The 22,602-nt window shown below is 52.8% G+C and carries 19 protein-coding genes; 12 read left to right on the forward strand and 7 right to left on the reverse strand.

All coding sequences use genetic code 11. From position 1 onward, the window contains the following. Positions 1-51 precede the first annotated feature (51 nt). Entirely contained in the window at positions 52-1,185 is a 1,134-nt protein-coding gene (locus AB8881_11760) for a glycosyltransferase family 4 protein (protein ID XDZ63207.1), read from the reverse strand. A 191-nt stretch (positions 1,186-1,376) separates the two neighbouring features. On the opposite strand from AB8881_11760, the gene AB8881_11765 reads away from it, so the two are divergent. Then, positions 1,377-2,363, forward strand: a complete 987-nt coding sequence (locus AB8881_11765) for a glycosyltransferase family 9 protein (GenBank protein XDZ63208.1) — start codon at positions 1,377-1,379, stop codon at positions 2,361-2,363. Here the strand turns inward: AB8881_11765 and AB8881_11770 are convergent. From AB8881_11770 to AB8881_11780, 3 genes are all read right to left on the reverse strand, one after another. Further along, entirely contained in the window at positions 2,360-2,911 is a 552-nt protein-coding gene (locus AB8881_11770) for a DUF924 family protein (GenBank protein ID XDZ63209.1), read from the reverse strand. The two genes, AB8881_11765 and AB8881_11770, sit on opposite strands and share 4 nt — an antisense overlap. Before the next feature lie 33 nt (positions 2,912-2,944). Beyond that, positions 2,945-4,387 (reverse strand): FAD-binding oxidoreductase, encoded by a 1,443-nt coding sequence (locus AB8881_11775; GenBank protein XDZ63210.1) that lies wholly within the window; start codon positions 4,385-4,387, stop codon positions 2,945-2,947. Positions 4,388-4,646: 259 nt separating this feature from the next. Next, complete coding sequence (locus tag AB8881_11780; protein XDZ63211.1) at positions 4,647-5,621, reverse strand: L-threonylcarbamoyladenylate synthase; 975 nt, start codon at positions 5,619-5,621, stop codon at positions 4,647-4,649. A gap of 207 nt (positions 5,622-5,828) precedes the next feature. On the opposite strand from AB8881_11780, the gene AB8881_11785 reads away from it, so the two are divergent. Beyond that, positions 5,829-6,497, forward strand: a complete 669-nt coding sequence (locus AB8881_11785) for an SOS response-associated peptidase (protein XDZ63212.1) — start codon at positions 5,829-5,831, stop codon at positions 6,495-6,497. Here the strand turns inward: AB8881_11785 and AB8881_11790 are convergent. Further along, positions 6,494-7,138 carry a DNA-3-methyladenine glycosylase gene (locus tag AB8881_11790; GenBank protein XDZ63213.1) on the reverse strand — a complete coding sequence of 215 codons (645 nt, stop codon included), beginning with the start codon at positions 7,136-7,138 and terminating at the stop codon, positions 6,494-6,496. The two genes, AB8881_11785 and AB8881_11790, sit on opposite strands and share 4 nt — an antisense overlap. 242 nt (positions 7,139-7,380) lie before the next feature. Here AB8881_11790 and AB8881_11795 point away from each other — a divergent pair, with 242 nt between their 5' ends. Then, on the forward strand, positions 7,381-8,043 hold the full coding sequence (locus AB8881_11795) for a cytochrome b/b6 domain-containing protein (protein ID XDZ63214.1): 663 nt from the start codon (positions 7,381-7,383) through the stop codon (positions 8,041-8,043). Between the two features lie 87 nt (positions 8,044-8,130). Here AB8881_11795 and AB8881_11800 read toward each other — a convergent pair whose 3' ends face one another. Beyond that, on the reverse strand, positions 8,131-8,622 hold the full coding sequence (locus AB8881_11800; GenBank protein XDZ63215.1) for a cytochrome c: 492 nt from the start codon (positions 8,620-8,622) through the stop codon (positions 8,131-8,133). A 278-nt stretch (positions 8,623-8,900) separates the two neighbouring features. Here AB8881_11800 and AB8881_11805 point away from each other — a divergent pair, with 278 nt between their 5' ends. Continuing rightward, entirely contained in the window at positions 8,901-9,800 is a 900-nt protein-coding gene (locus tag AB8881_11805; GenBank protein XDZ63216.1) for a DMT family transporter, read from the forward strand. 159 nt (positions 9,801-9,959) lie between these two features. Next, positions 9,960-10,478: a hypothetical protein gene (locus AB8881_11810; protein ID XDZ63217.1), complete on the forward strand. Its 519-nt coding sequence runs from the start codon at positions 9,960-9,962 to the stop codon at positions 10,476-10,478. Between the two features lie 28 nt (positions 10,479-10,506). Here AB8881_11810 and AB8881_11815 read toward each other — a convergent pair whose 3' ends face one another. Further along, the gene (locus tag AB8881_11815) at positions 10,507-12,543 is read right to left on the reverse strand and encodes an acetoacetate--CoA ligase (protein XDZ63218.1); all 2,037 of its coding nucleotides are present in this window, start codon (positions 12,541-12,543) and stop codon (positions 10,507-10,509) included. A gap of 745 nt (positions 12,544-13,288) precedes the next feature. Between AB8881_11815 and AB8881_11820 the strand changes: the two genes are divergently transcribed. From AB8881_11820 to cysS, 7 genes are all read left to right on the forward strand, one after another. Then, complete coding sequence (locus tag AB8881_11820; GenBank protein ID XDZ63219.1) at positions 13,289-13,744, forward strand: hypothetical protein; 456 nt, start codon at positions 13,289-13,291, stop codon at positions 13,742-13,744. Positions 13,745-13,918: 174 nt separating this feature from the next. Beyond that, positions 13,919-15,292 (forward strand): glutathione-disulfide reductase, encoded by a 1,374-nt coding sequence (gor, locus tag AB8881_11825; protein ID XDZ63220.1) that lies wholly within the window; start codon positions 13,919-13,921, stop codon positions 15,290-15,292. Between the two features lie 160 nt (positions 15,293-15,452). Further along, positions 15,453-16,832 (forward strand): class II 3-deoxy-7-phosphoheptulonate synthase, encoded by a 1,380-nt coding sequence (locus AB8881_11830; protein XDZ63221.1) that lies wholly within the window; start codon positions 15,453-15,455, stop codon positions 16,830-16,832. Positions 16,833-16,906: 74 nt separating this feature from the next. After that, positions 16,907-18,043 (forward strand): nicotinate phosphoribosyltransferase, encoded by a 1,137-nt coding sequence (locus tag AB8881_11835; GenBank protein XDZ63222.1) that lies wholly within the window; start codon positions 16,907-16,909, stop codon positions 18,041-18,043. A 15-nt stretch (positions 18,044-18,058) separates the two neighbouring features. Beyond that, positions 18,059-19,720: an NAD+ synthase gene (locus tag AB8881_11840; protein ID XDZ63223.1), complete on the forward strand. Its 1,662-nt coding sequence runs from the start codon at positions 18,059-18,061 to the stop codon at positions 19,718-19,720. Positions 19,721-19,798: 78 nt separating this feature from the next. Continuing rightward, a complete protein-coding gene (gltX, locus tag AB8881_11845; GenBank protein XDZ63224.1) occupies positions 19,799-21,139 on the forward strand; it encodes a glutamate--tRNA ligase in 1,341 nt (446 codons plus the stop codon). Next, on the forward strand, positions 21,136-22,509 hold the full coding sequence (gene cysS / locus AB8881_11850) for a cysteine--tRNA ligase (GenBank protein ID XDZ63225.1): 1,374 nt from the start codon (positions 21,136-21,138) through the stop codon (positions 22,507-22,509). The genes gltX and cysS overlap by 4 nt, the downstream gene beginning before the upstream one ends. Positions 22,510-22,602 lie beyond the last annotated feature (93 nt).

Consider the following 22,602-nt stretch of genomic DNA (forward strand, 5'->3'; position numbering starts at 1 on the left):
CCTTTGCCGATCGTTCAGTCGCTTGGCGATGCTCTCTATCGCTAGCCTGTTTTACGCCCTATGTCCATGTAAAGCGGCGTGAATTGCTATATGCCTCAATCCATCAACTCTATTTGCCATCGCTTCGCTGGTAAATGGAAAATCGGCCCAAGCCTTGGCCTGTAATTCAAGGCGCAGCTTATCATTGGTTAAAAGCTGTTCAAACCCTGCACGAAGGCTGGACACTGACGGCCTATCGATAATCAGCGCGCGCCCCTCGGCAACTTCGGGGATGCCGCCGCGCCGTGTCGTCAGAACGGCACAGCCCGCTGCCATGGCCTCAACCACCACCTTGCCAAGCGGCTCCTCCCACAAAGAAGGGCAGGCGGCAATGGCAGCTCTTTCCTGCCAGTCACGAACCGCGTCAATGGGGATAAATCCGGTCATTTCCACCTGATCGCCAAGTGTGCGCACGGCGGTGGCAACCTTGGCTTCATAGCTGCCAGCCGCGGTCTGCTCAAACCGGCGGGCACCAGCAATGACCAGCCGCCAAGCGGGAAAGGATGGCAAAATATCGGCGAGTGCTTGAGCGCATTCCAAAATGCCCTTTTCAGGCACCATACGGCCGGCAAGAAAGATAATCGGTTCCTTTTTGGCCGGTGATTTCAGTCGGCGCGAAACCCCGTTTGGTACAACATTTACCTTGGCGGAAAGTGCATGATCACGATCCAAGCCGTCAAGAAAACAGCGGCGAATATAATCAGAAACACAAATAATCTGAACAAGCCCGTTCAACAATGATTCCCGTTCACCACTGGTTTTTGCCCCTTTCATCGTGCGCGGGTCATTGTGAAGATAGAGACTGACCGGAATGTCCGGGCGTTTTTTAATCAGCTGGCTGGCAACATGACATCGCCCGTGAACTTCAATCAAATCAGGCCTAGGGTGCATTTTTAGCCGATCCAAATAGGCCGCCGTAAACCCATCATTCTTGCCCAAAAGCCAAGCCATTTTTGGCTTTAAGCCACAAAAATTCACCCCGTCGAAGGGCGCGTCTATCGCGCGACCGACCACCCTGATATCATCTTCATTACGGCTTTCTGTCACAAGGTCATGCACAATCGTTGCAACAGCACCGGCATTTGCCGCCGAAAAGGATTCTTTGACAGGAAGCAAAAGATCGATTTTGAATTTTGATCCCGTCAACAGCGTTGTTCCGTCAGTTTGTGGCAAGAAAGGGGTGGGTAGGCTTGCTATATTATTGCATCACCGCAAGGACACAATATGTTAGTTGACATGGCGGGATGAAAATATGAACTTCCGCGCAGAAAATTTGCTATTGCGTCAGCAGTGGTAAATTTGACTAGTCCACGACTTCAACCACTAATGGTCTCTTTATGCCGTCTGATCACACTTTAACACGAATTCTTGTTATCAAGCATGGTGCGCTTGGCGACATTGTTCAGGCGCTTGATAGTTTTGCTAGTCTGCGTGCGGGCAACCCTGATGCCCATATTGCGCTCATGACGACCCCCGGTTTCGTTTCTTTTGCCGCGATGATGCCGTGGTTTGATGAGGTGATTGCCGACCCGCGCGCTGGCATTTTTAACCTTGCCGCGTCATGGCGTATTCGCCGCGCCCTTCGCCAAGACTGGTCGATTATGGTTGATATGCAGTGCAGTGGTCGAACCAAACGCTATTTTACCCATTTCGTGATGCCTGCAACACGCTGGATTGGCACGGCGCCCGGCTGTTCGGATCGGCTGCCCGATTTTACGGGCGTCAATAACCGTGACCGTATGATGAAAACTGCGGAAATTGCCGGCGGTATTGCCAAAAATGCTGATATGGATTGGCTTATGGGTGATGCGGCAAGTGCCGGCACGCCATTATTGTTTACGCCATCGTTTGCCGATTGCGAGTTTCCCCACGCTGGTCGCTATGCCGTTCTTGTACCGGGTTGCTCGTTGGCAAAGCCGCAAAAGCGCTGGCCTGCGGAACGGTTTGCTGAACTTGCAAATGCGTTACTTGCCCGCAATCTAGCGGTTCTGCTGGTCGGCACAGATGATGATCGTACTGCGGTTGATGCGGTGCTGGCGGTGGCGGCAGATGCGGTTGATCTATGCGGAAAAACCAATCTGGTCACGCTGGCGCAATTATTAAGCGGCGCTGCATTCGTTATCGGTAATGATACAGGCCCGATGTTCCTTGCAGCGAAAACCGGCGCGCCGAGCCTGATGTTGATGGGGCCAGATACCGATCCATCAATGTCGGCCCCAACCGGCCGCACCGCAACCTGGCTGCAAGCAAGCCCGATTGCCCATATTACCGCCAAAGCCGCACTTGATGCGCTTGAAAAGCTGGGTCTTGAACCGGCCGCTTAAAAGGATGAGCCGGGCTGGCTTAAAAACATCTCTTCCTCGGCGCTGCTTGGCCGGCCAAGCCATGCGTTGCGATGCGGAAATCGCCCGAACCGGGCAATGATATCGCGATGTTTAAGCGCATAATCATGGGTCATTTTTGACGTATAACCCTCAAATAACGGTAATGATGCGTCTTGAATGCCGATATCCTCGCTATGCATCATTGGCATAAGCATGAATTGGCACCGTACCGCCTGACCCGGCTCAAGATATTGCCGTTCAACACAACGTAGACTTAGCGCAAGCGCCATTTCATCGCCGGAAAATGCGCGCGCAGAATTGCGAAAGATATTCCGGGTAAATTGGTCAAGCAGCAGGATCAAGGCAAGACAACCATCGGCGTCATTTGCCCAATGATCGAGACGCCCAGCAAGCGCCTCTCGCACCGCTTTGCCAAACCTGCTCTCAAGCAGGGCGTCAAAATCATCGTCTTTTTTAAACCAGAATTCGGGCGAAGTTTCGACAAACCAGAAATGCAAAATGTCCTGCGGCGTTGGTGTCTTGGGCATGACCTAGGCCTCTTTGCCGATGTGGTGGTATGATTAGATAACCTTACCCGGATTCATCAAATTTTTTGGATCTAAAGCGGCTTTAATTGATTTCATCGTATTTATGATAGCGGGACTTTTGACCTTGGCTAGTTGATCGCGCTTTACTTGCCCAATGCCGTGTTCGGCGCTGATAGATCCGCCATATTTGGTGACATTGCCGTAAAGCAGTTCAAGCAGTTGCGGCGTCTTTGCGTCAAAATCGGGATCACCACCGGCCGCTTGAACAAGGTTAAAGTGCAAATTTCCATCACCAATATGACCATAGCCGCAAATACGGATTTTCGGATCAATCGCCTTTACGCCGGCAACCATATCCGCATAAAAGGCCGATAATGCTGATTGCGGTAATGCCACATCCGAGCGCATGACCTTGCCAGCACGCTTGTGCGATTCTGGTGATTGTTCGCGCACATCCCATAAGGCATCGCGCTGAGCGTCGCTATTTGCGATGGTGGCGTCAATCACGAGGCCATCTTCAAAGGCGGTTGCCAGCACGGTTTCCATAATGCTGCGGATTGGCGAGCTGCCATTACCGTCGACCTCATTATCAGCCGGGTTGGTGCTGCCGATTTCCATAAGCACATTCATCGGGCCAATTGTTGCCAGTGGACACTGGATATTTGGGAACGACTCAAACAGAACATGCAGAATATCAGCCGGAATCAATTCAAAGGCCTCAACCATACCGCCTGATGCGGCCTGCACGCGGTGCAGCAATTTGACCGCCGCATCAACATCACGCACCTCGGCAAAGGCGGTGCTAAGCGCGACGGGTTTTGGAAATAACCGCATCGTTGCCGCGGTTATGACGCCAAGCGTGCCTTCTGATCCTACAAACAGGTTTTTAAGGTCATAACCGGTATTGTCTTTTCTGAGGCCGCTGAGCATTTTCAGCACCTCGCCGCCCATCAGCACCACTTCAAGGCCAAGGGTAAGCGCCCGCGTAGTACCATAACGAACCACGTTTAGCCCGCCTGCATTGGTGCCAAGATTACCGCCAATCGTGCAACTGCCTTTGGCTGCTAGGTTCAGCGGAAAATAGAGACCAGCCTCATCGGCAACATCCTGCAGATTTTGCAAGATACACCCAGCCTCGACTGTCATCGACATATTCTGCGTGTCGAGTTCGCGCACCTTATTCATCCGCCGCAGCGATAGCAAAATTGTATTGCCGCTTTCATCTGGTGTCGCCCCGCCCATAAAGCCGGTATTGCCGCCTTGCGGCACGACAATGATATTATGTTTATCGGCATAGGCCATGATTGCCGAGACCTGCTGGGTTGTTTTGGGCAAAACCACCGCATGCGCCGCGCCGTGAAAACGGCTGTGCCAATCAGACAGATAGCTGGCCGTATCATCGCGCTCTTGCAACACTGCCTTTTCGCCAACAAGGGCAATCAGATCATCAATGATATTGGGTTTACGGTCGTCCATGTGCGGCACACTTCCTGTTTTGGTCTGTTGATATCGGCACTTGCCTTCGGCGGGGTAACGCGGCCATCTAAAAACCAGTTCTCACCGGATGAGACCGCCTTGGCATTTCATGTAATATTTATAGATATCTGCAAAGATCAATGCAAATGCTGAAACATGCAAGAAAAAGGATCAGGGACTGGTTACGCCAATGGCGAGACGTTTTTGCCCGTTTCGCCGATAAACTGCTGCCGATAAACTGCTGCTGATAAATTGCGCCCTAGCGCGGCGCGGCGGCGCGGCGGAGCCGGTCATTAATCGCCTCGCCAAGACCGTCAACCGGAATAGGCGCAATGGCAATTGTTTCTGCATTCACCGCATCAGCTGCATGAAGCATCGAAAACAAATTGGCAGCCGCCTCGATCAGATCGCCTGAGGGGCTGAGGTTTAACCCCAGCTTTCCAGCGCCTTGAACAGTGCCAAAGCCAATTAGTTCCTCGTTCCCGTCTCGGCTTTTTGCCATCAGGCGCACCGATGAATTTGGTGCGTAATGGCTGGCAAGCTGTCCCGGGGCAAGGGGGTTTTCATCATTCCCGAGTGGGGCGGCAATGTCGATTTCCGGGTCACAACCTGCGGCGGTCAATGCAGCAGCCAGCGCATCACGCGTAACGCCGCCTGGGCGCAGCAGCAGCGCGCGCGCGCCGGTACAATCCACAATAGTGGATTCGAGACCATTTTCGCACGCCCCCCCGTCAAGTACCAGTTCCACCTTTCCATCAAGCCCTTTGACAACATGCTCGGCGCGGCTGGGGCTGATCTGGCCGGACGGGTTGGCGCTAGGGGCGGCAACCGGCTTGGCAAACGCTGTTAGTAACCGTCGCGCGCCGTCATGCGCAGGTACCCGAATACCCAGCCTGTCCAGCCCAGCCGTTGTCAGCATGGCAACCGGACAATCACTGCTGCGTTGCAGAATAAGGGTTAAGGGGCCGGGCCAGAATGCCGCGGCAAGTGCAGCAGCAATCGGTGTCTTTTGCCCAAGCGCAAACGCGGCCTCGGCGGTGGCAACATGGCTGATTAGCGGGTTAAAGGCAGGGCGTTGTTTGGCCGAGAAAATCCGCGCCACTGCCGCCGCGTCCGTGGCATCAGCACCAAGCCCGTAAACCGTCTCGGTTGGAAAGGCAACAAGCTGGCCTTTCTGCAATAACGCCGCGGCGTCGGCAATGCTCTGATTTGAAATGGCAAGACAAACTGTCATAGTGCTAAATCATCATTCTGGTAAGGTTTTTCATATCCGGCTGGTGCGAACTGACGTGCTTGATCGCCGTTTCTGCTATCCAGTGATACAACATCATTGTTCACTCGCCTAGTCGTCTGTTTCGCGTTACTCTTAATCGCACTCGGCCGGTCAGGCCAAAAGATTTCCAATCAAGGCTTAGAATTTAGATCAAGGGTTTGTTAGATCATGTGCGGACGCTTTACCAGCACGGCCACAACTGATGAATTGATGCGCCGCTTTGGTGTTACAATTACGCAGAATTTGCGCCCGCGCTGGAATGTTGCGCCCAGTCAAAGCAGCCTAGTTCTCATTCGTGAGGGGCTGCATACGCAGGCAATAAACGCCGCATGGGGACTGCCGCCGGCCGCAAAGGGAAACAGTTTTCTCATTAATGCGCGGATGGAAACATTGCGTGAAAAGCCAACCTTTCAAGACGCGTTTTCGCTGTCGCGCTGTGTTATTGTGGCAAGCGGCTGGTATGAATGGTCAGCCCCGAAAACGCCGTGGCATATCCAGCTTTTGGATGGCGGGGTTATGGCGATGGCAGGGTTACTGTTTCGCCAGTCCGCGCAAACCCGATTTGTGATTGTAACGAGTGCTGCCGATGGTGAGCTCGCACAAATCCATCATCGTCAGCCGCTTGTGCTAGATACCGAGGCCGAGGCTGCATGGCTTGGCGGATCGGCTGATAAGGCTGCCGCTTGCTGCAAGGCCGCGCCCGCCAGCTGGTTTAACTGGTACCGGGTCAGCCCTGATGTTGGCAAAACGACGCGTGATCATCCGCAGCTTGTGACGCCGCTTGAGGGCGATGCGCTGTTACCGGCCGTACCAGATCAGGGCGATCTGTTCAGCTAAATCTCGTCGATCGTCGCCTTTCGCACCAGAATGCCGTAAATATGCCAAAGCATCAGCGCGCCAGCACCGCGATAAGGGCGCCACGCGTCACCGCGGCGCTCCAGCTCTTTGCCGTCTGGCCGCGTATTCAGGGATTTTAGGCGCTTCATACCCTCTTGTAGGGCCAGATCATTAGCCGGCCATGCATCCATATCGCCAAGTGCAAAAAGGCGATAATTGTCAGCTGTCCAAGCGCCAATACCGCGAATTTCAACAAGCCGTTTTTGCACATCTTCACCGTTCATTGTCGCTAGGTTGGAAAGGTCAAGGCGGTTTGATTGAATTTCATCGGCAATCCCAATCAGATATTCCGCTTTGCGGCGCGACAGGCCAAATGGCATTAAATCATCGGGCTGTTTTGCGGCGATGATCGGCGCGGTGCTGTGGTTTTGATCACACATGCGGTTCCAGATCGCGCTGGCGGCGGCGCGTGAAATCTGTTGGCCGATAATCGAACGCGCCAACGTCTCGAAACTAGCGGGGAGCGAGCGATCTGGCGGCGGGCCGTATTGCGCCAGCGCGGCAGCAATGTCGGGGTCAATTGCGGCAAGCCGGTCAAGTGCGCCGCCCGGGGCGAGAAGTTTTTGTTGCATGATTGTCATGAAAAAACCCTAACAGGCTTTAGAAAGCCGTGCCAGTGATTGACGCTATAGCCTCAGCTTTCGTCACATAAGAGCAAATATGGGCCAAAACGTTCATATCAATAAGCAGATCGAAATGCAGATCGAAATATATGGATAAACTCTGGTGGATAAATTCTGGCGGGTAAAAAGAGTTGATTTGTCAGCTGTTTACCATGTTAGAGTGAGGTCAAACGAGACTGTCTAGCAAAAGGAGAGATGACATGATTGTGTGGGATTTTCCTTTGCGCATGTTTCATTGGTGCCTGTTTATTTGTGTTGTTGGCGCAATTATTTCGGCGAAGGCCGAAGTTCTTTGGGTACATGAACGCTTTGGTTTGGCGGTCCTGGGGTTGGTGAGTTTTCGCATTTTCTGGGGTTTTATTGGTGGCCATTATGCACGGTTCAGCCAGTTCCTTGCCGCGCCCAAAACCGCGTTGCAGGGGCTGAAGGGGGTATTTCGGCCTGATCCAGTGGAAAAGGCCGGGCATAGCGCGCTTGGCAGCTATGCAGTGCTGGCCTTGCTTGGTATCCCGCTTTTCATGGCGGTAAGTGGCACCATGTCGAATGATGATGTTTTATTTGAAGGCCCACTTGCGCATCTGGTGCCAAATGGCACCGATAATGCCACCTCGGCGCATCATTTTGGCGAGAAATTTCTGTTTATCATTATATTTTTACATCTCGCCGCGATTTTGATCTATAAATTCAAGAAAAAGCGTAATTTGACGATGGCGATGGTTAAAGGAACGACCAGCCTGAAAGGCGATCAACCGGCAATTGATGGGCGGATTTCAGGCCAGCATACTGCCTTTGGCATTTTGTTGATGCTGGCCTTTGTTGTCGCGGCACAAGCGATTAGCCTGCTGCGGCCGTCGTTATTCTAGGCGCACCGCGGGTATGGGGTGAGCTTTTTCCACAGTATTTCAGTGGTGATCTGTTGCATAATATCTAGCAGGATCAAGCGGTCGGGTTTAATCTTTGAAATCTGAATGACAGGCTTTGCAGCTTGCCCCCAGCGTTTTTAGACCTGCCACCATTGCTGCGGGATCACCTGTTTGCGCCGCGTTTACCAGCGCTGTCGCGGCAGTTTCATTCGCCTTGGCCCGCGCCTTGAATGTGTCAAAGTTAAACCAAATTTCGGCGCGAGCTTTGGTATCGCCCCCGTCGCTGCCTTCGGGGAAATGGCTGGGAATTTTTGCCGCCCAACTGGCAATGCCACCAGCAAGTTTGCCCACCGTTTCCCTGTCACCGGCACCGATGGCGGCGGCAATGGCCTTCATCGACTGGGCATTGGCTTTGAATCCCGCCTTGCGGTCTTCGATGATGTCGGCCTTGGCGGTAATAATGGTGCCAAAACCCGTGGTCATCATGCAAAAGAGCAATAGCGCAACGCCGCGAGATACGGCACGCGGTATGGCAAATATTTCTGTATTCAATCGTCTATTGATTGGCGGCGTAATCATGAGATTGGCTCCTAAAACGGTGCAGTAAAGATGTATCATACCTCAAAATAATTAGAGATGCCGAAAAGAAAAGATGTGCATGTGAACAAATTGCGATAGCATCGGTTTTGTCCTCAGGTGAATTTACGGTGATTTGTGCAATGATCTGCAATTTGCATAATCCCTAGTCTAGGTGATCCACATAATTCCTAGTCTGGAGTGCCCAGTCTAGAGCACCCAAAGGCCGAATTATCTAAAGGTCGCATGATCAGAATTCTAAAGGTGAGGGGGGCAACAGAGTGTCAGGTTTGATACCTCGATCTTTAGTCGGCGTTCTTTTAAGCCTTTGTTCCGTGATTTTTGGTGTGCTGACAGGGGTTTTGGTCAAACAGCTAGGGCCCGATATCAATATCGTAACGATGCTGTTTTATCGGTTTTTGTTCTCATTGCCGATCTTATTCTTGTTTGCGATCTATCTGCGAGGATGGCAGTTTTTGCAGATAAACCAACGCAAAACCCTGTTTTTCCGTAGCATCCTTGGCTGTTGCGGGATTGCTTTCTGGTTTTTGTCAGTGCGCTCGATGCCGCTTGGCATGGCAACGGCGCTGTTTCAAAGCTCGGTGATCTTTATCACATTGCTATCGCCTCTCTTGCTCGGCGAGAAAGTCGGCATTTACCGCTGGACGGCGGTTGTTGCAGGTTTGACTGGTGTTGTTATTATTACCGACCCTTTGTCGGGGAATATGTCATGGTATGCGCTTTATGGCATCGGGGCGGCATTAACCGGTGCCTGTCTTTCATTGCTGCTGCGCCAACTCGGCAAGGGTGATGCGCCGGCATCGGTTGCGGCTTGGTATAATCTGGCTGGATTTGGCGTGTTGACCAGTATTGTCACAATCCTGCCCGATCAATTGCAAGCCATTAGCCAAACGGTTTTGATTGATCTGGTGTTTATTGGGGTAATCGGGTCTGCCTTGCAGATTGTGATGACAACCGCCTATCGACATTCTGATGCGGTGGTGGTGGCATCGATGCGGTATCTGCAGATGCCAATATCAGGTGTTGTTGGCTATTTTCTATTTGCCGAAGTGATGTCGGCAACTGAAATTATTGGTGCCTTGGTTATTATTGGCAGCTGTCTTGTGATTGCGTGGCGTGAACTCGTGCGCTCACGCGAGGTGAACCAGCCGGGTATTTAGGTTGCGAACGAGTGCTATGTTGTCAGGCGGGGCTTTTATGCAGCCGGGATTTTATGCGCGGGGACTTGTTCTTTTCGCCAAATCCCAGTAAACCCGCCGAGTGGAATTTGGCATCTGCCAATCTGCTATTTTTTGACGATTATTTTTGGAACTGAACCGATGGCCGAGCAAACCGTACTGATCCGTATCATGGGCGAAAGCGATATTGTTGACGTTACCATGCGTAAAGCCACTGCAAGTCACGCATTGCTGATGGGGCTGGACGCGGCTGACCGGATCAATTTGCTAGGTCACTGGATGGATCAGGATCGCGGCGCGGCGCTGGCTGAGGATCAAAATCATCTCGATGCGATGACAGAGATTGCCAGCGGTATTTTGGCGGAAAGTCCCCTTGGCGCCCAGCTGGAGGCCGGCGCTAATTTCGTGTTATTGACCCTGCTTCGGGAAAAATGGCCGGTCGGATCAAAAGCCAAATTCAAAATTATTGCTGATCGCGTCAAGGCTGATCATACCTATTTGGCGCATCCTTGTGCGGCAGTAAAGCTGGATGATCTGACCGACCTCGACGCAGTAAAGCAAGAAGAAACCCGCCAATTGTCGAAGTCACTTGCGTTTTACAAGGCAAACCGCCGGCGTTTTGCCAATAGCAGTGCAGTTCAAGGCCTTATCAAAGGCTAGAGATATGGGCGGCGAGGGGCTGCCCGGATCAGCCCTTGAGTTCAGCTAAATCTTTAAAAAAGGCAAGGGCTTCGGCATTGGCCAAGGCGTCGGTGTTTTTGACCGCACGCCCATGGATTATATCACGGACCGCCAGCTCGGTTATTTTGCCGGACCTTGTGCGCGGAATATCGGGAACAGCGATGATTACTGCTGGAACATGACGTGGGGTTGCGCCGGCGCGGACAGCAGCTGAAATCCGCTGTTTTAAATCATTATCAAGCTGGGCGTCATCGGCCATCCGCACGAACAGGATAACACGAACATCATTATCCCAGTTCTGTCCGATAACCAAGGCCTCGACAATCTCATCAAACGCCTCGACTTGCCGGTAAATCTCGGCAGTGCCAATCCGCACGCCGCCCGGATTTAACGTCGCGTCCGAGCGGCCATGAATGATCATCCCGCCACGCGGTGTCATGGTTGCCCAATCGCCATGTCGCCAAACCCCGGTAAAATGCTCAAAATAGGCCGATTTATATTTGCTGCCATCTGGATCATTCCAGAATTTTACCGGCATTGATGGAAACGGCGCGGTGCAGCATAGCTCTCCCTGCTGGCCGGTGATACTGTCGCCATTATCATCCAGAACGTCGGTTTTCATGCCGAGGCCACGGGTCTGTATTTCACCGGCAAAAACTGGCAAAACCGGACAGCCGAGGACAAAGCACGATACAATATCGGTACCACCTGAAATTGAACATAGCTGAATCTCGGGCTTGATCTTTTGATAGACGAAGGCAAAGCCGTCTGATGAGAGCGGCGATCCGGTCGATAATAATGTTCGCAATGTATCAAGGCGTACGGCGTCACGGGGGGAATAGCCAGCCTTTCGCACGGCATCGATATATTTTGCTGATGTTCCAAAGACTGCGATATTTTCAACCTCGGCCAATTCCCACAGACGCTGCGGCCCGGGGTGAAAAGGATTGCCTTCAAACAGAATGATTTTAGCCTTTAAGGCCAATGCCGATACCAGCCAGTTCCACATCATCCAGCCACAGGTGGTGAAGTAGAACATCGCATCACCAGCGCCAAGATTGCCATGCAGGCGATGTTCCTTGATATGCTGAATAAGGGTGCCGCCAACCCCATGAACAATACATTTTGGCGCACCGGTTGTGCCGCTTGAATAGAGAATATAGAGAGGGTCATTAAAGCCGATACGGTGAAATTTTGTCACCGGCGTTGCGGTGCGTATGGCGTCGGGGAAACAAACCGCATTTGGGATATGGCTGCAATCGCGTGCTTTATCGAGATAGGGCAGGATCAAAACGGCCTCAAGCGTTGGCAGTCTGGCGGCAAGGTCGGCAATCAACGCCATCCGATCAATCGGCTTGCCAGCATAGAGATAGCCATCACAAGCCATCAGTAATTTCGGCTCAATCTGGCCAAAGCGATCAACGGCACCGGTCAACCCAAAATCGGGTGAACAGCTTGAATAGACCGCACCAAGGGTCGCCGCGGCCAGCATGGTAATCACCGCTTCTGCCGTATTTGGCGTGTAGGCGGCAACACGGTCACCCTGCCCAATGCCGTTTGATTGCATCCAGCCAGCCAATGCCATCACCTGCTGTTTCAATTCGGCGCGGCTTAATATCGCGTGGCGACCATCCTCGCCATGCGCACTAATGGCAGGCCGATCATCAGCCTCAGCCAATAGATTTTCAGCAAAGTTGATTTTGGCATCAGGAAAGAACTGCGCACCGGGCATGGCTGTCTCATTGATCAGCTGGCGGGATCCCATCTCGCCGATAATGCCGTGCCATTGCCAAATTCCTTGCCAGAAATCTGGCATTTTATCGACTGACCACTGCCACATCGCTTGAAAATCGCCGTTCCAGTCAAAGCCATAATTGGCCGCGATAAACCGCCCAAAATCCTGCAATTGTGCGGCGTCAACATCTGCTGCTGTCGGCTGCCATAGGCAGGTGCCTGCAAGATTGTCAGGATTAGCATCCAGCCCGGCGGCACGGCCAGTTTCGAGGGTTTTGGAATGTGATGCTGGTGGCGATGGATCTGACATGAATATGGCCCGAATGAAAAGCGTGCTGTTGCGAGGGTTAATCTTATCTTTAACCTGATCTAATTTTTCACAGGCCCGACCGTGCGGGCGGTTCAAGCTTATCGTGGTGCGTTGGATGGTGCAATGAGTGCAAATGGCCGTAGGGTGATTGGGAGGTGATTGGGAGGTGATTGGAAGGTGATTGGAAGGTGATTGGGAGGTGATTGTGGGGTGGAGACGTCATAGAGTTGCGAATACCATAAATCTATTGTTGTTTTGCCAGCATTTATCACGGCGCACGCCGCCGAAATTCACGTGTCTAACGAAACAAGTCGGCAATCTATGATTGTTTTTGTGTAATTTTGGCTGGGCAAGCCGGCGGGCATAGCGGGCGACGGTTTTGACCCGCATCAAGGCCCCTCAATTATCAAGGCCTCTCAATTATCATCAAATGAACGGGGCTTTCGCAAACGGAGTCCAGCAATGTGAGTCTGTCGGGGCTGCAATATGCCTGTCGTGATATCGCCGTTATCGGTGCGCGTCCAGTTCTGGTGCTGATCCAAATGGATTGTTTCTCCGTATAATAGAAAAAACTTCAGGATACTGATAATAGTTAATAATTAGTTAAGATATGATAACATCAACGATGTGTTAGGTATTATTTCTGCTGTTTGTGATTGCGTTTGAAAATTGGATTTTCCGCGGCGCATTGCCGTTACCGTTGGTACCAGCTTGCACATTATTTTGTACCGGAGTTTAACTCAAAATGCGTCCCTACAAGAAATCACATATTCGCCAGATCATGTCGGGCCTTATGAAAACCAAACATCATTTGCTGGATACTTACATCGTCGAGCTTGCCGCAAGCCGCTGGATGATGCCGGTTAATGAACGTTCAATTATCCAGATCGAATTGTTGCATCACCGAGATCAGGCGCTGTTATCCAGCACTGTTGCGCGTGATGGCAGTGGCCCGTTAAAAGCGTCGTTCCTGACGATGTTGCTGCTTGAGGATACGATTGCGCATGCGCAGCGCCCGTTTGGTATCTGTTCCGGTGCGGCAACAATAACGTTGCACCGGTTTCTTGATATTGCGGCGATTACCGATGATCAGATGGCCGTTGCCATATCGAATTTCGCCAGCCTGAATGATGTCGTCTTTGCCGATTATGTGGCATTGCCAACGGCTGAACCGCGAGATGGCGAACGCTATAGCATCTAACGGCTTGCTGACGTGCCAAACCAATGGATAATGTCACGCCTGCAATAGTTATGCGGCGATGTTGGGAATCATCTTGAACTTGGTTGTTGAATGCGCGACAAGGGGTGGGGGCACTATACCGCACCGAAATGCGAGCGATAGCCCACGGCAAGCGATGTGCAAAGGCGATGGATAATGGCAGCTTCACCAGCAAATTTTGATTATGATCTGATCGTTATCGGCGCTGGATCGGGTGGTGTGCGCGCTGGCCGGATTGCGGCCGGGCATGGCGCCAATGTTGCGGTAATCGAGGGGGATCGGCCGGGTGGCACTTGTGTCATTCGCGGTTGTGTTCCGAAAAAACTTTTGATGTATGGATCCAGCTTTTCCGCCGATGCTGAGGATGCGCGTGGATTTGGCTGGAAAATTGATGGTCTGTCGCATGATTGGGCGGCATTGATTGCCGCAAAGGACGCTGAAATTGCCCGTTTGGAGGGCATATACCGTTCGTTGCTGAAGAATGCTGGTGCGACCCTGATCGAGGGCTGGGGGCGCGTTACGGGCCCCAATGAGGTGACGGTTGGCGATAAGGTTTTGCGGGCGGGTAAAATTTTGATTGCCGTCGGTGGCACGCCGCAATTCATTGATGTGCCGGGTATGGAGGCGCACGCAATAAGCTCTAATGAAGCGCTGGATTTACCAGTCCTTCCAAAAGAGATTGCGATTTATGGCAGTGGCTATATCGCGCTGGAATTTGCCGGTATTTTTAACGGTCTTGGGGCGCGTACTCATCTGATTTACCGCAGTGATTTGCCGCTTCGTGGATTTGACGATGATGTTCGTGCGCATATTGCTGCCGCGTTACATGATCGAGGGGTTATCCTCCATCCACAAAACACCATCGAACGCGTTACCGCCGAGGATGGCCGCAAGCAAGCCTGTCTAAAGGATGGCAGCAGGCTGGAGGTTGACGCGGTTATGGCGGCGACTGGCCGCAGACCAAACACGGCCGGCCTTGGGTTGGAGGATGTTGGTGTGGCGCTGGGCAGACAGGGTGAAATCATTGTTAATGATATGTCGCAAACCAATGTGCCAAGCCTTTATGCGATCGGTGATGTCACTAACCGGATTAATCTGACACCAGTTGCGATTGCCGAAGGCCACGCTTTTGCTGACAGTGAATTTGGTAATCTTACCCGCAAGGCTGATCACACAAATGTGGCATCAGCAGTGTTCAGCCAGCCGCCCATCGCGTCTGTTGGACTGTCAGAAGCCGACGCAGAACAGCGCTTTGGCAAGCTACGGGTGTTTGAAAGTCAGTTCAGGGCGATGAAAAACACCCTTTCTGGCCGCGGCGAAAAAACCTATATGAAACTGATTGTCGACGCGGCGAGTGACCGGGTTGTCGGGGTGCATATGATGGGGCCGGATTGCGGTGAAATCATGCAAGGGATTGGTATTGCGGTAAAGATGGGCGCAACCAAAGCGGACTTTGACGCAACCATTGGCATCCATCCGACCGCGGCCGAGGAATTTGTGACGATGCGTACAGCACGGCAAGATGGATAGCCAGATGGGTAGCCAGACAATTTGTCGCCTATGTTGACACCGCAATAAAACTTGAAAAAACAACGAAAATCCGTGATATTGGCCTATAATTTTAACTGCAGGCGTTGAGCGGTATTGCCGCGATGCCGGTAGCTTCACTCTTAACGAGGATGATAGGGAAATGACTTGGCAACCAAATAGCTGGCGCGGCCTTCCAATAAAGCAGGTGCCGGACTATCCTGATCTTGACCGGCTGACTGCTGTCGAGAAGATCATTTCAGGTCGTCCGCCACTGGTATTTGCCGGTGAAGCGCAGAGCCTGCGTGATCGTCTGGGTGCCGTATCGCGCGGTGAGGCGTTCTTGCTGCAGGGCGGTGATTGCGCCGAGAGCTTTGCTGAATTTTCAGCGAATAATATCCGTGACAGCTTTAAGGTCATGTTGCAAATGGCGGTTGTGCTGACCTATGGCGCCTCAATGCCGGTTATCAAGATCGGCCGGATGGCAGGCCAGTTTGCCAAGCCGCGCTCGGCGCCAACCGAAGTGATTGATGGGGTTGAGCTGCCAAGCTATCGCGGCGATATGATCAATGGGCCTGCCTTTACCGAAGATGAACGCACGCCCGATCCACGTCGGTTGTTACGCGTTTATGAACAATCAGCCGCAACGTTGAACCTGCTTCGTGCCTTTGCGCAAGGCGGGCTTGCTGATCTGACCAAGGTGCATAGCTGGGTTGCTGATTTCCTGAAAGATACGCCACAAACGCAGCGTTTTGAGGCACTTGCCGAACGTATCGAGGAAAGCCTGAATTTCATGAAGGCGTGCGGTGTCACCGCGCAGACGGCGCGGCCGCTTGCCGAAACCGAGCTTTACACCAGCCATGAAGCGTTGCTGCTTGGGTTTGAAGAGGCGATGACCCGCCGTGATACAATCACCGACGAGCAGGGCTGGTATGATACATCGGCGCATATGCTGTGGATTGGCGATCGTACGCGCCAGCCCGATGGGGCGCATGTCGAATATATGCGCGGTATTGCCAACCCGATTGGCCTGAAATGTGGGCCAAGTCTCGACCCGGACGAGTTATTGCACCTTATTGATATCCTGAACCCGAATAATCAAGCGGGCAGGCTGACTCTGATCGTGCGGATGGGCGCAGAGAAGGTGCGTTCAGGCTTGCCGCCATTATTGCGCGCGGTAAAGGCGCATGGCGCCAATGTCGTGTGGTGCTGTGATCCGATGCATGGCAACACCATCAAGGCCAGCAGCGGTTACAAAACCCGCCGCGTTGATGATGTAATGGCTGAGGTCACCGGCTTTTTTGATGCGCATGACGAGATCGGCACCTATCCGGGCGGCGTGCATTTTGAAATGACCGGACAGAATGTGACCGAATGTGTTGGCGGCGTTATTGATGTAACCGAGGCCAACCTCGGTGACCGCTATCATACGCATTGTGATCCGCGTCTTAACGGGGCACAGGCGCTTGAGCTTGCGTTTCTTCTTGCTGATTTGCTAAAGCGTCGGCGCGGCGTCCCCTCATTTATGTCAAAGGCGGTTTAGGGTCAAAAGTTCCGCAAAAGATGCGCCGCAATGCGCGTTGGGGGCATTGATCTTTTTTTACACAAGGTAGACTGATGGCAAAATTTGCGAGCAGCGGGCCGACGCCGGAAACCCAGCCGAGCCTGACCGATGCCTATTTCAAACATACCCGCAATATCGTTCGGGCGAACGGCGATTGTGAGGTCACCTATGCGGTATTTATGCGCCGGCCAGTGACCTTTGCAGGCCGACTGGCAATTGAATGGATTACGGCAATGGCGGCGGCACGCGGTGCCAGTTTGAACATCGAACAGCTGTATGTTGAAGGTGCATGGATCGGTGCGGGTGAGCCGATGTGCTATATCACCGGGCCGTTTTCGGTACTTGTTGATCTTGAAACGATTTTCCTGCAACGCTTGGGGCCGGCCTGTGTCGCGGCCTATAACGCCTATAATATGTGCATGGAATTGCCAAAGGTTGCGTTTTTGGCGATGGATGCACGTCATTGCGCTGGCAGCGAGATGGCGGAGCTGATGGCCTATGGTGCGTCGGTAGGAGCAGCCAAGGCGCGCGCCAAGGCAAATGCAGTCGGATTTGTTGGTTGTGCGACCGACGCAACAGCGCATTTTTTTGGTCAGGAAAAGGGCGTTGGTACGATGCCGCACGCGCTGATCGGATATGCCGGTTCAACAGTTCGTGCAGCCGAAATGTTCCATCAAACAATTCCTGACGCGCCTTTGACTGTGCTGGTTGATTATTTTGGTCAGGAGATTACCGACGGATTGGCGGTTGCTGAGCATTTTCGTGAATTGAGCGATGCCGGCACCCTCTCGCTGCGCATTGATACGCATGGTGGCCGTTATGTCGAAGGACTTGATACCCAGTCATCCTATGCGGTTCTTGAGCGTAATGTACCGCAGGCCTTGCGTGGTTATCGTACCGAGGATGAGCTTCGGCTATTGCTTGGCACGGGCGTTAGCGCGGCAGCCGTTTGGCATATGCGTGAACAGCTTGACGAGCATGGGTTCAACAAGGTGAAAATTGTTGCGTCCAGTGGATTTGGCCCAGATAAATGTCGCGTTTTTGGCCTTGCAAATGCGCCGGTTGATAAAATTGGCACCGGATCATTTCTGCCGCAAATTTGGTCGCAGACATATGCGACAGCGGATATTGTCGCCTATGATGGCGTGCCACGGGTAAAGACGGGTCGTGAGTTTCTTCTTCGTAAGTAAAGGGTCTATTATCCAATGACAAAGCCGGTTCTTATCGCGCTGGCGCAGATGAATGCGCATCTTGGCAAGGTAAATGCTAATGTTAGCCGCCTTGCTGAGGCCCGCGCCAAATCAGCGCTACAAGGTGCTGAAATCATCGTGACGCCTGAAATGTTTTTGTCGGGCTATCCTTGCGATGACCTAGTGCTGCGCAATGATTTTATGGCTGATGTCGCCGCTGGTATTGATCAGTTGACAGAGCTGACGTCGGATGGCGGGCCGGCGATTGTGGTTGGGGCGCCTGCTGCCATTGATGGTGCCATTTACAATTCGGTCTTTGTGCTTGATGGCGGCAAACAGCTTGCCAGATTGGACAAGGTGAATCTGCCCAACTACGGCGTGTTCGATGATAAGCGCAACTTTACCGCAGGTCAGATGCCCGGCCCGGCGATGCTGCGCGGGTTGAAAATCGGGTTTCCGATCTGTGAGGATATCTGGGAGCCGAATGTAGCTGAATGTCTCGAGGAGTCCGGGGCTGATCTGATTATCGCGATTAATGCCTCGCCGTTTGATATCAGTAAACCAGAACGCCGGATGTCGACGATTGTTGCGCGCACGGTCGAAACTGGCCTGCCGGTCGCTTATGTAAATATGGTTGGTGGGCAGGATGAGCTGGTCTATGACGGCAGCTCTTTTGCCATTAATGCTGGCGGCAAGCTCGCGTGTCATTTGCCTAGTTTTTCTGAGTCTATCGTGGTGATTTCGGCGCAGAAAACCGCCGGAATGGTGGCATTGACTGGCCAGATCACCCCGCCTGACAGTGATCTGACCGCGCTTTACCGCGGTTTGTGCCTTGGGCTGCGCGATTACGTTCATAAAAACGGCTTTCCCGGCGTTTTGCTGGGATTGTCGGGGGGCATTGACTCGGCTTTGGTGGCGGCACTTGCGGTTGATGCGCTTGGTGCAGAGGCAGTTCATGCGGTGATGATGCCGTCGGCCTTTACCAGTCAGGAAAGCCTTGATGATGCTGCTGAAATGGCGGCGGCGCTTGGTATACGGCTAGATACCATTGCGATTACACCGGCGGTAGATGCGCTTGGCACGATGTTGGCTGACCAGTTTGCCGGCACCGCGCCTAATGTTGCCGAGGAAAATATCCAGTCGCGGCTGCGCGGTTTGATTTTGATGGGCATTTCCAACAAACATGGTGCGATGGTGCTGGCGACGGGTAATAAATCTGAATATGCCGCAGGCTATTCAACGCTATATGGCGATATGTGTGGCGGTTATGCGCCGCTGAAGGATGTTTGGAAGGTCGATGTTTTCCGTTTGTGTGAATGGCGTAACCGGCATTTGCCGCGCGGTGCGGCAGGCCCAGAAGGTTTGGTCATCCCCCAAGCGATCATTGATAAGCCGCCATCAGCAGAACTGCGCCCCGATCAAAAGGATACGGACTCGCTGCCACCCTACGACCAGCTGGACGCGATTATGGCCGCGTTGTGCGAGGAAATGGCTGATATCGAAACAATCGTTGCACGCGGATATAACCGTGATGATGTTACCCAAGCAAGCCAGCTATTATTCCGTGCTGAATATAAGCGGTTTCAGGCGGCTCCCGGGCCAAAGATGACGCCGGTTGCTTTTGGCCGTGATCGCCGTCTGCCCTTGACCTCTGGCTTTAATCCGATAAAACGCTAAGGCGCGTGGATATGATTTTGGCCGCGGGCGAAACCAACGCTGAAAGATACCGGCCTTGAGCCAAAAAGGAGTCGTTTGATGACTGCAATTAAAGTCCGCTTTGCCCCTAGCCCCACTGGGCGGCTGCATGTTGGTAATTTACGGACAGCGTTGGTGAATTACCTGTTTGCGCGCAAAACTGGTGGTCAGTTTATGCTGCGGATTGACGACACTGACACCGAGAGGTCGAGTGCGGCGTTCGAGGCTGATATCAGAGCCGATCTTGAATGGATGGGCATGGGCTGGGACTGTGAGGACCGCCAATCGCTTCGCCTTGAGCGTTATGATGCGGCGCTAGCCACGCTGATTGCGGCTGGGCGGGCTTATGCCTGTTATGAGACGCCTGAGGAATTGTCGCTAAAGCGTAAAGCACAGCTATCGGCTGGCAGGCCGCCGGTTTATGACCGCACAGGCCTGAAGCTAAGCGATGATGAAAAAGCCAAATTTGAGGCACAAGGCCGGCGTCCGCATTGGCGGTTTTTGCTGAATGATGCCGAGGTCAGCTGGCACGATATGGTGCGGGGTGATGTCGCCTATCATATGTCTAGCCTGTCCGATCCGGTTTTAATGCGTGAAGATGGGCGGGTGATCTATACGATGGCCTCGGTGGTTGATGATATTGATCATGGCATTACGCATATTCTGCGCGGCGAGGATCATGTGACGAATTCAGCGGCACAGATTCAGCTTTTCGAAGCGCTGGGTGCGAACGCCCCAACGATGGGTCATCTTGCGCTACTGGCTGGTGCTGACGGCGAGGGATTGTCAAAACGCCTTGGCAGCATGTCGATTGGTGAATTGCGGCAGAGCGAGATTGAGCCAGCGGCGATTGCTAGCGTTCTTGCCCGTATCGGCACCGCAGATCCGGTCGAGGCAAAGCTCGACATGGCACAGATCATTGCCGGTTTTGACATCACCCGGTTTGGCCGTGCTACAGCCAAATTCGATCCGGCCGAATTACAGAAAATCAATGCGCAGATTATTCAGGAAATGCCGTTTGAATTGGTCACTGCGCGCCTCGAAGAAATCGGCGTAAAGGGCGATGCACTATTCTGGGAAACAGTGCGTGGCAATATCATGAACCTTGGCGAGGCAAAAATCTGGTGGGATATCTGTACTGGTGAAATAACGCCGATCATTGATGCGAACAACGTTACCAATGCAGCTGCTGCGCTGTTGCCGCAAGGTGATCTTGATGCCTCGATATGGAAAGGGTGGACAACTGCCATCGCGGCCGAAACCGGGGTAAAGGGCAAGGGGCTTTTCATGCCGTTGCGGCTGGCGCTAACCGGGGTTGAGGCTGGCCCTGAGCTGGCGCCTTTGCTGGGTCTAATAGGCCGTGAGCGCGTGTTAAAGCGCCTGCAAGGGGTGGCCGCATGACGGTGCTGAGACTGCATAATACGCTGACACGCAAAAAGGAAGATTTTGTTCCGATTGATCCTGATCATGTGCGTGTCTATGCTTGCGGCCCAACGGTTTATGGCCGTATCCATGTCGGCAATGCACGTCCGATCGTGGTGTTTGATGTTTTGGTCCGGCTGTTACGCCTGCGTCACTCAAAAGTAACCTATGTTCGCAATATCACCGATGTTGACGACAAGATTAATGTCAGGGCTAGTGAACGCGGCATTCAGATTGACGAGCTATGCGCCGAAACGATTGAGACTTTTCATCAAGATACTGCCCGCCTTAGTGCGCTGGCACCTGACATTGAACCGCGCGCAACGCATCATATTGCTGAGATGCAGGCGATGATCACGACCCTGATCGAAAAGGGTCATGCCTATGAGGCCGATGGTCACGTGCTGTTTCAGGTTTCGACCATGGATCATTATGGGGCGCTGTCCAAGCGGTCGATGGATGATATGATTGCCGGTGCAAGGGTTGAGGTTGCCCCCTATAAGCGTGAGCCTGCGGATTTTATTCTGTGGAAGCCAAGCAGTGATGATCAACCCGGATGGGACAGCCCGTGGGGGCGTGGCCGTCCCGGCTGGCATATCGAATGTTCGGCGATGGCAAAGACCTATCTTGGTGAGGTCTTTGATATTCACGCTGGTGGACTTGATCTGATTTTTCCGCATCATGAAAATGAAATCGCGCAAAGCTGTTGTGCGCATGATCAGCCTAAAATGGCGCATTACTGGCTGCATAACGGTTTTGTGACGATGAATGACGAAAAAATGTCAAAATCGTTGGGGAATATCATTTCAGTCACCGACGCTGCCGACCAGTATCGCGGTGAAACATTGCGTGCGGCTTTGTTGTCGGCGCATTATCGCGCCCCACTGGATCTGTCGGATAGTGCGATGCGTGATGCACGCAACGGCCTTGACCGTCTGTATCGTGCGGTTGGCGATATTGTTTTTGACGCTGACAAGATTGACGCCGGATTTACCGATTGTTTGCTTGATGATTTAAACACGCCCGCGGCAATTGCCCGGCTGCATGAACTTGCGCGTCTCGCAAATAAGGGTGATACGTCAGCCGCGATCGCATTGAAGGCCAGCGCATCAGTGCTCGGGCTTTTGCAACAAGACGCTGAAAGCTGGGCAAAGGCGGGCGATGCAGCAACTGATGCGGCAACTGCTGACGGGATGGATGACGCGGCGATTGATGCGTTGATCGAGGCGCGGAAACAGGCGCGCGCAAATCGTGATTTTGCCAAGGCAGATGAAATTCGCGATCAACTGACCGACGCTGGTATAATTCTTGAAGATAGTGCCGATGGAACGGTTTGGCGGCGACGATAGTAATGATTAAGCAATTTTGTTAAACCGAAGTCACAAAACCAAACAAATATGCGGTAATCGCGGCATTGTTTGGCACAGGCGGTGGGAGAATAT

Source organism: Alphaproteobacteria bacterium LSUCC0396 (genome assembly GCA_041228345.1).
Taxonomy (GTDB): domain Bacteria; phylum Pseudomonadota; class Alphaproteobacteria; order Puniceispirillales; family Puniceispirillaceae; genus UBA3439.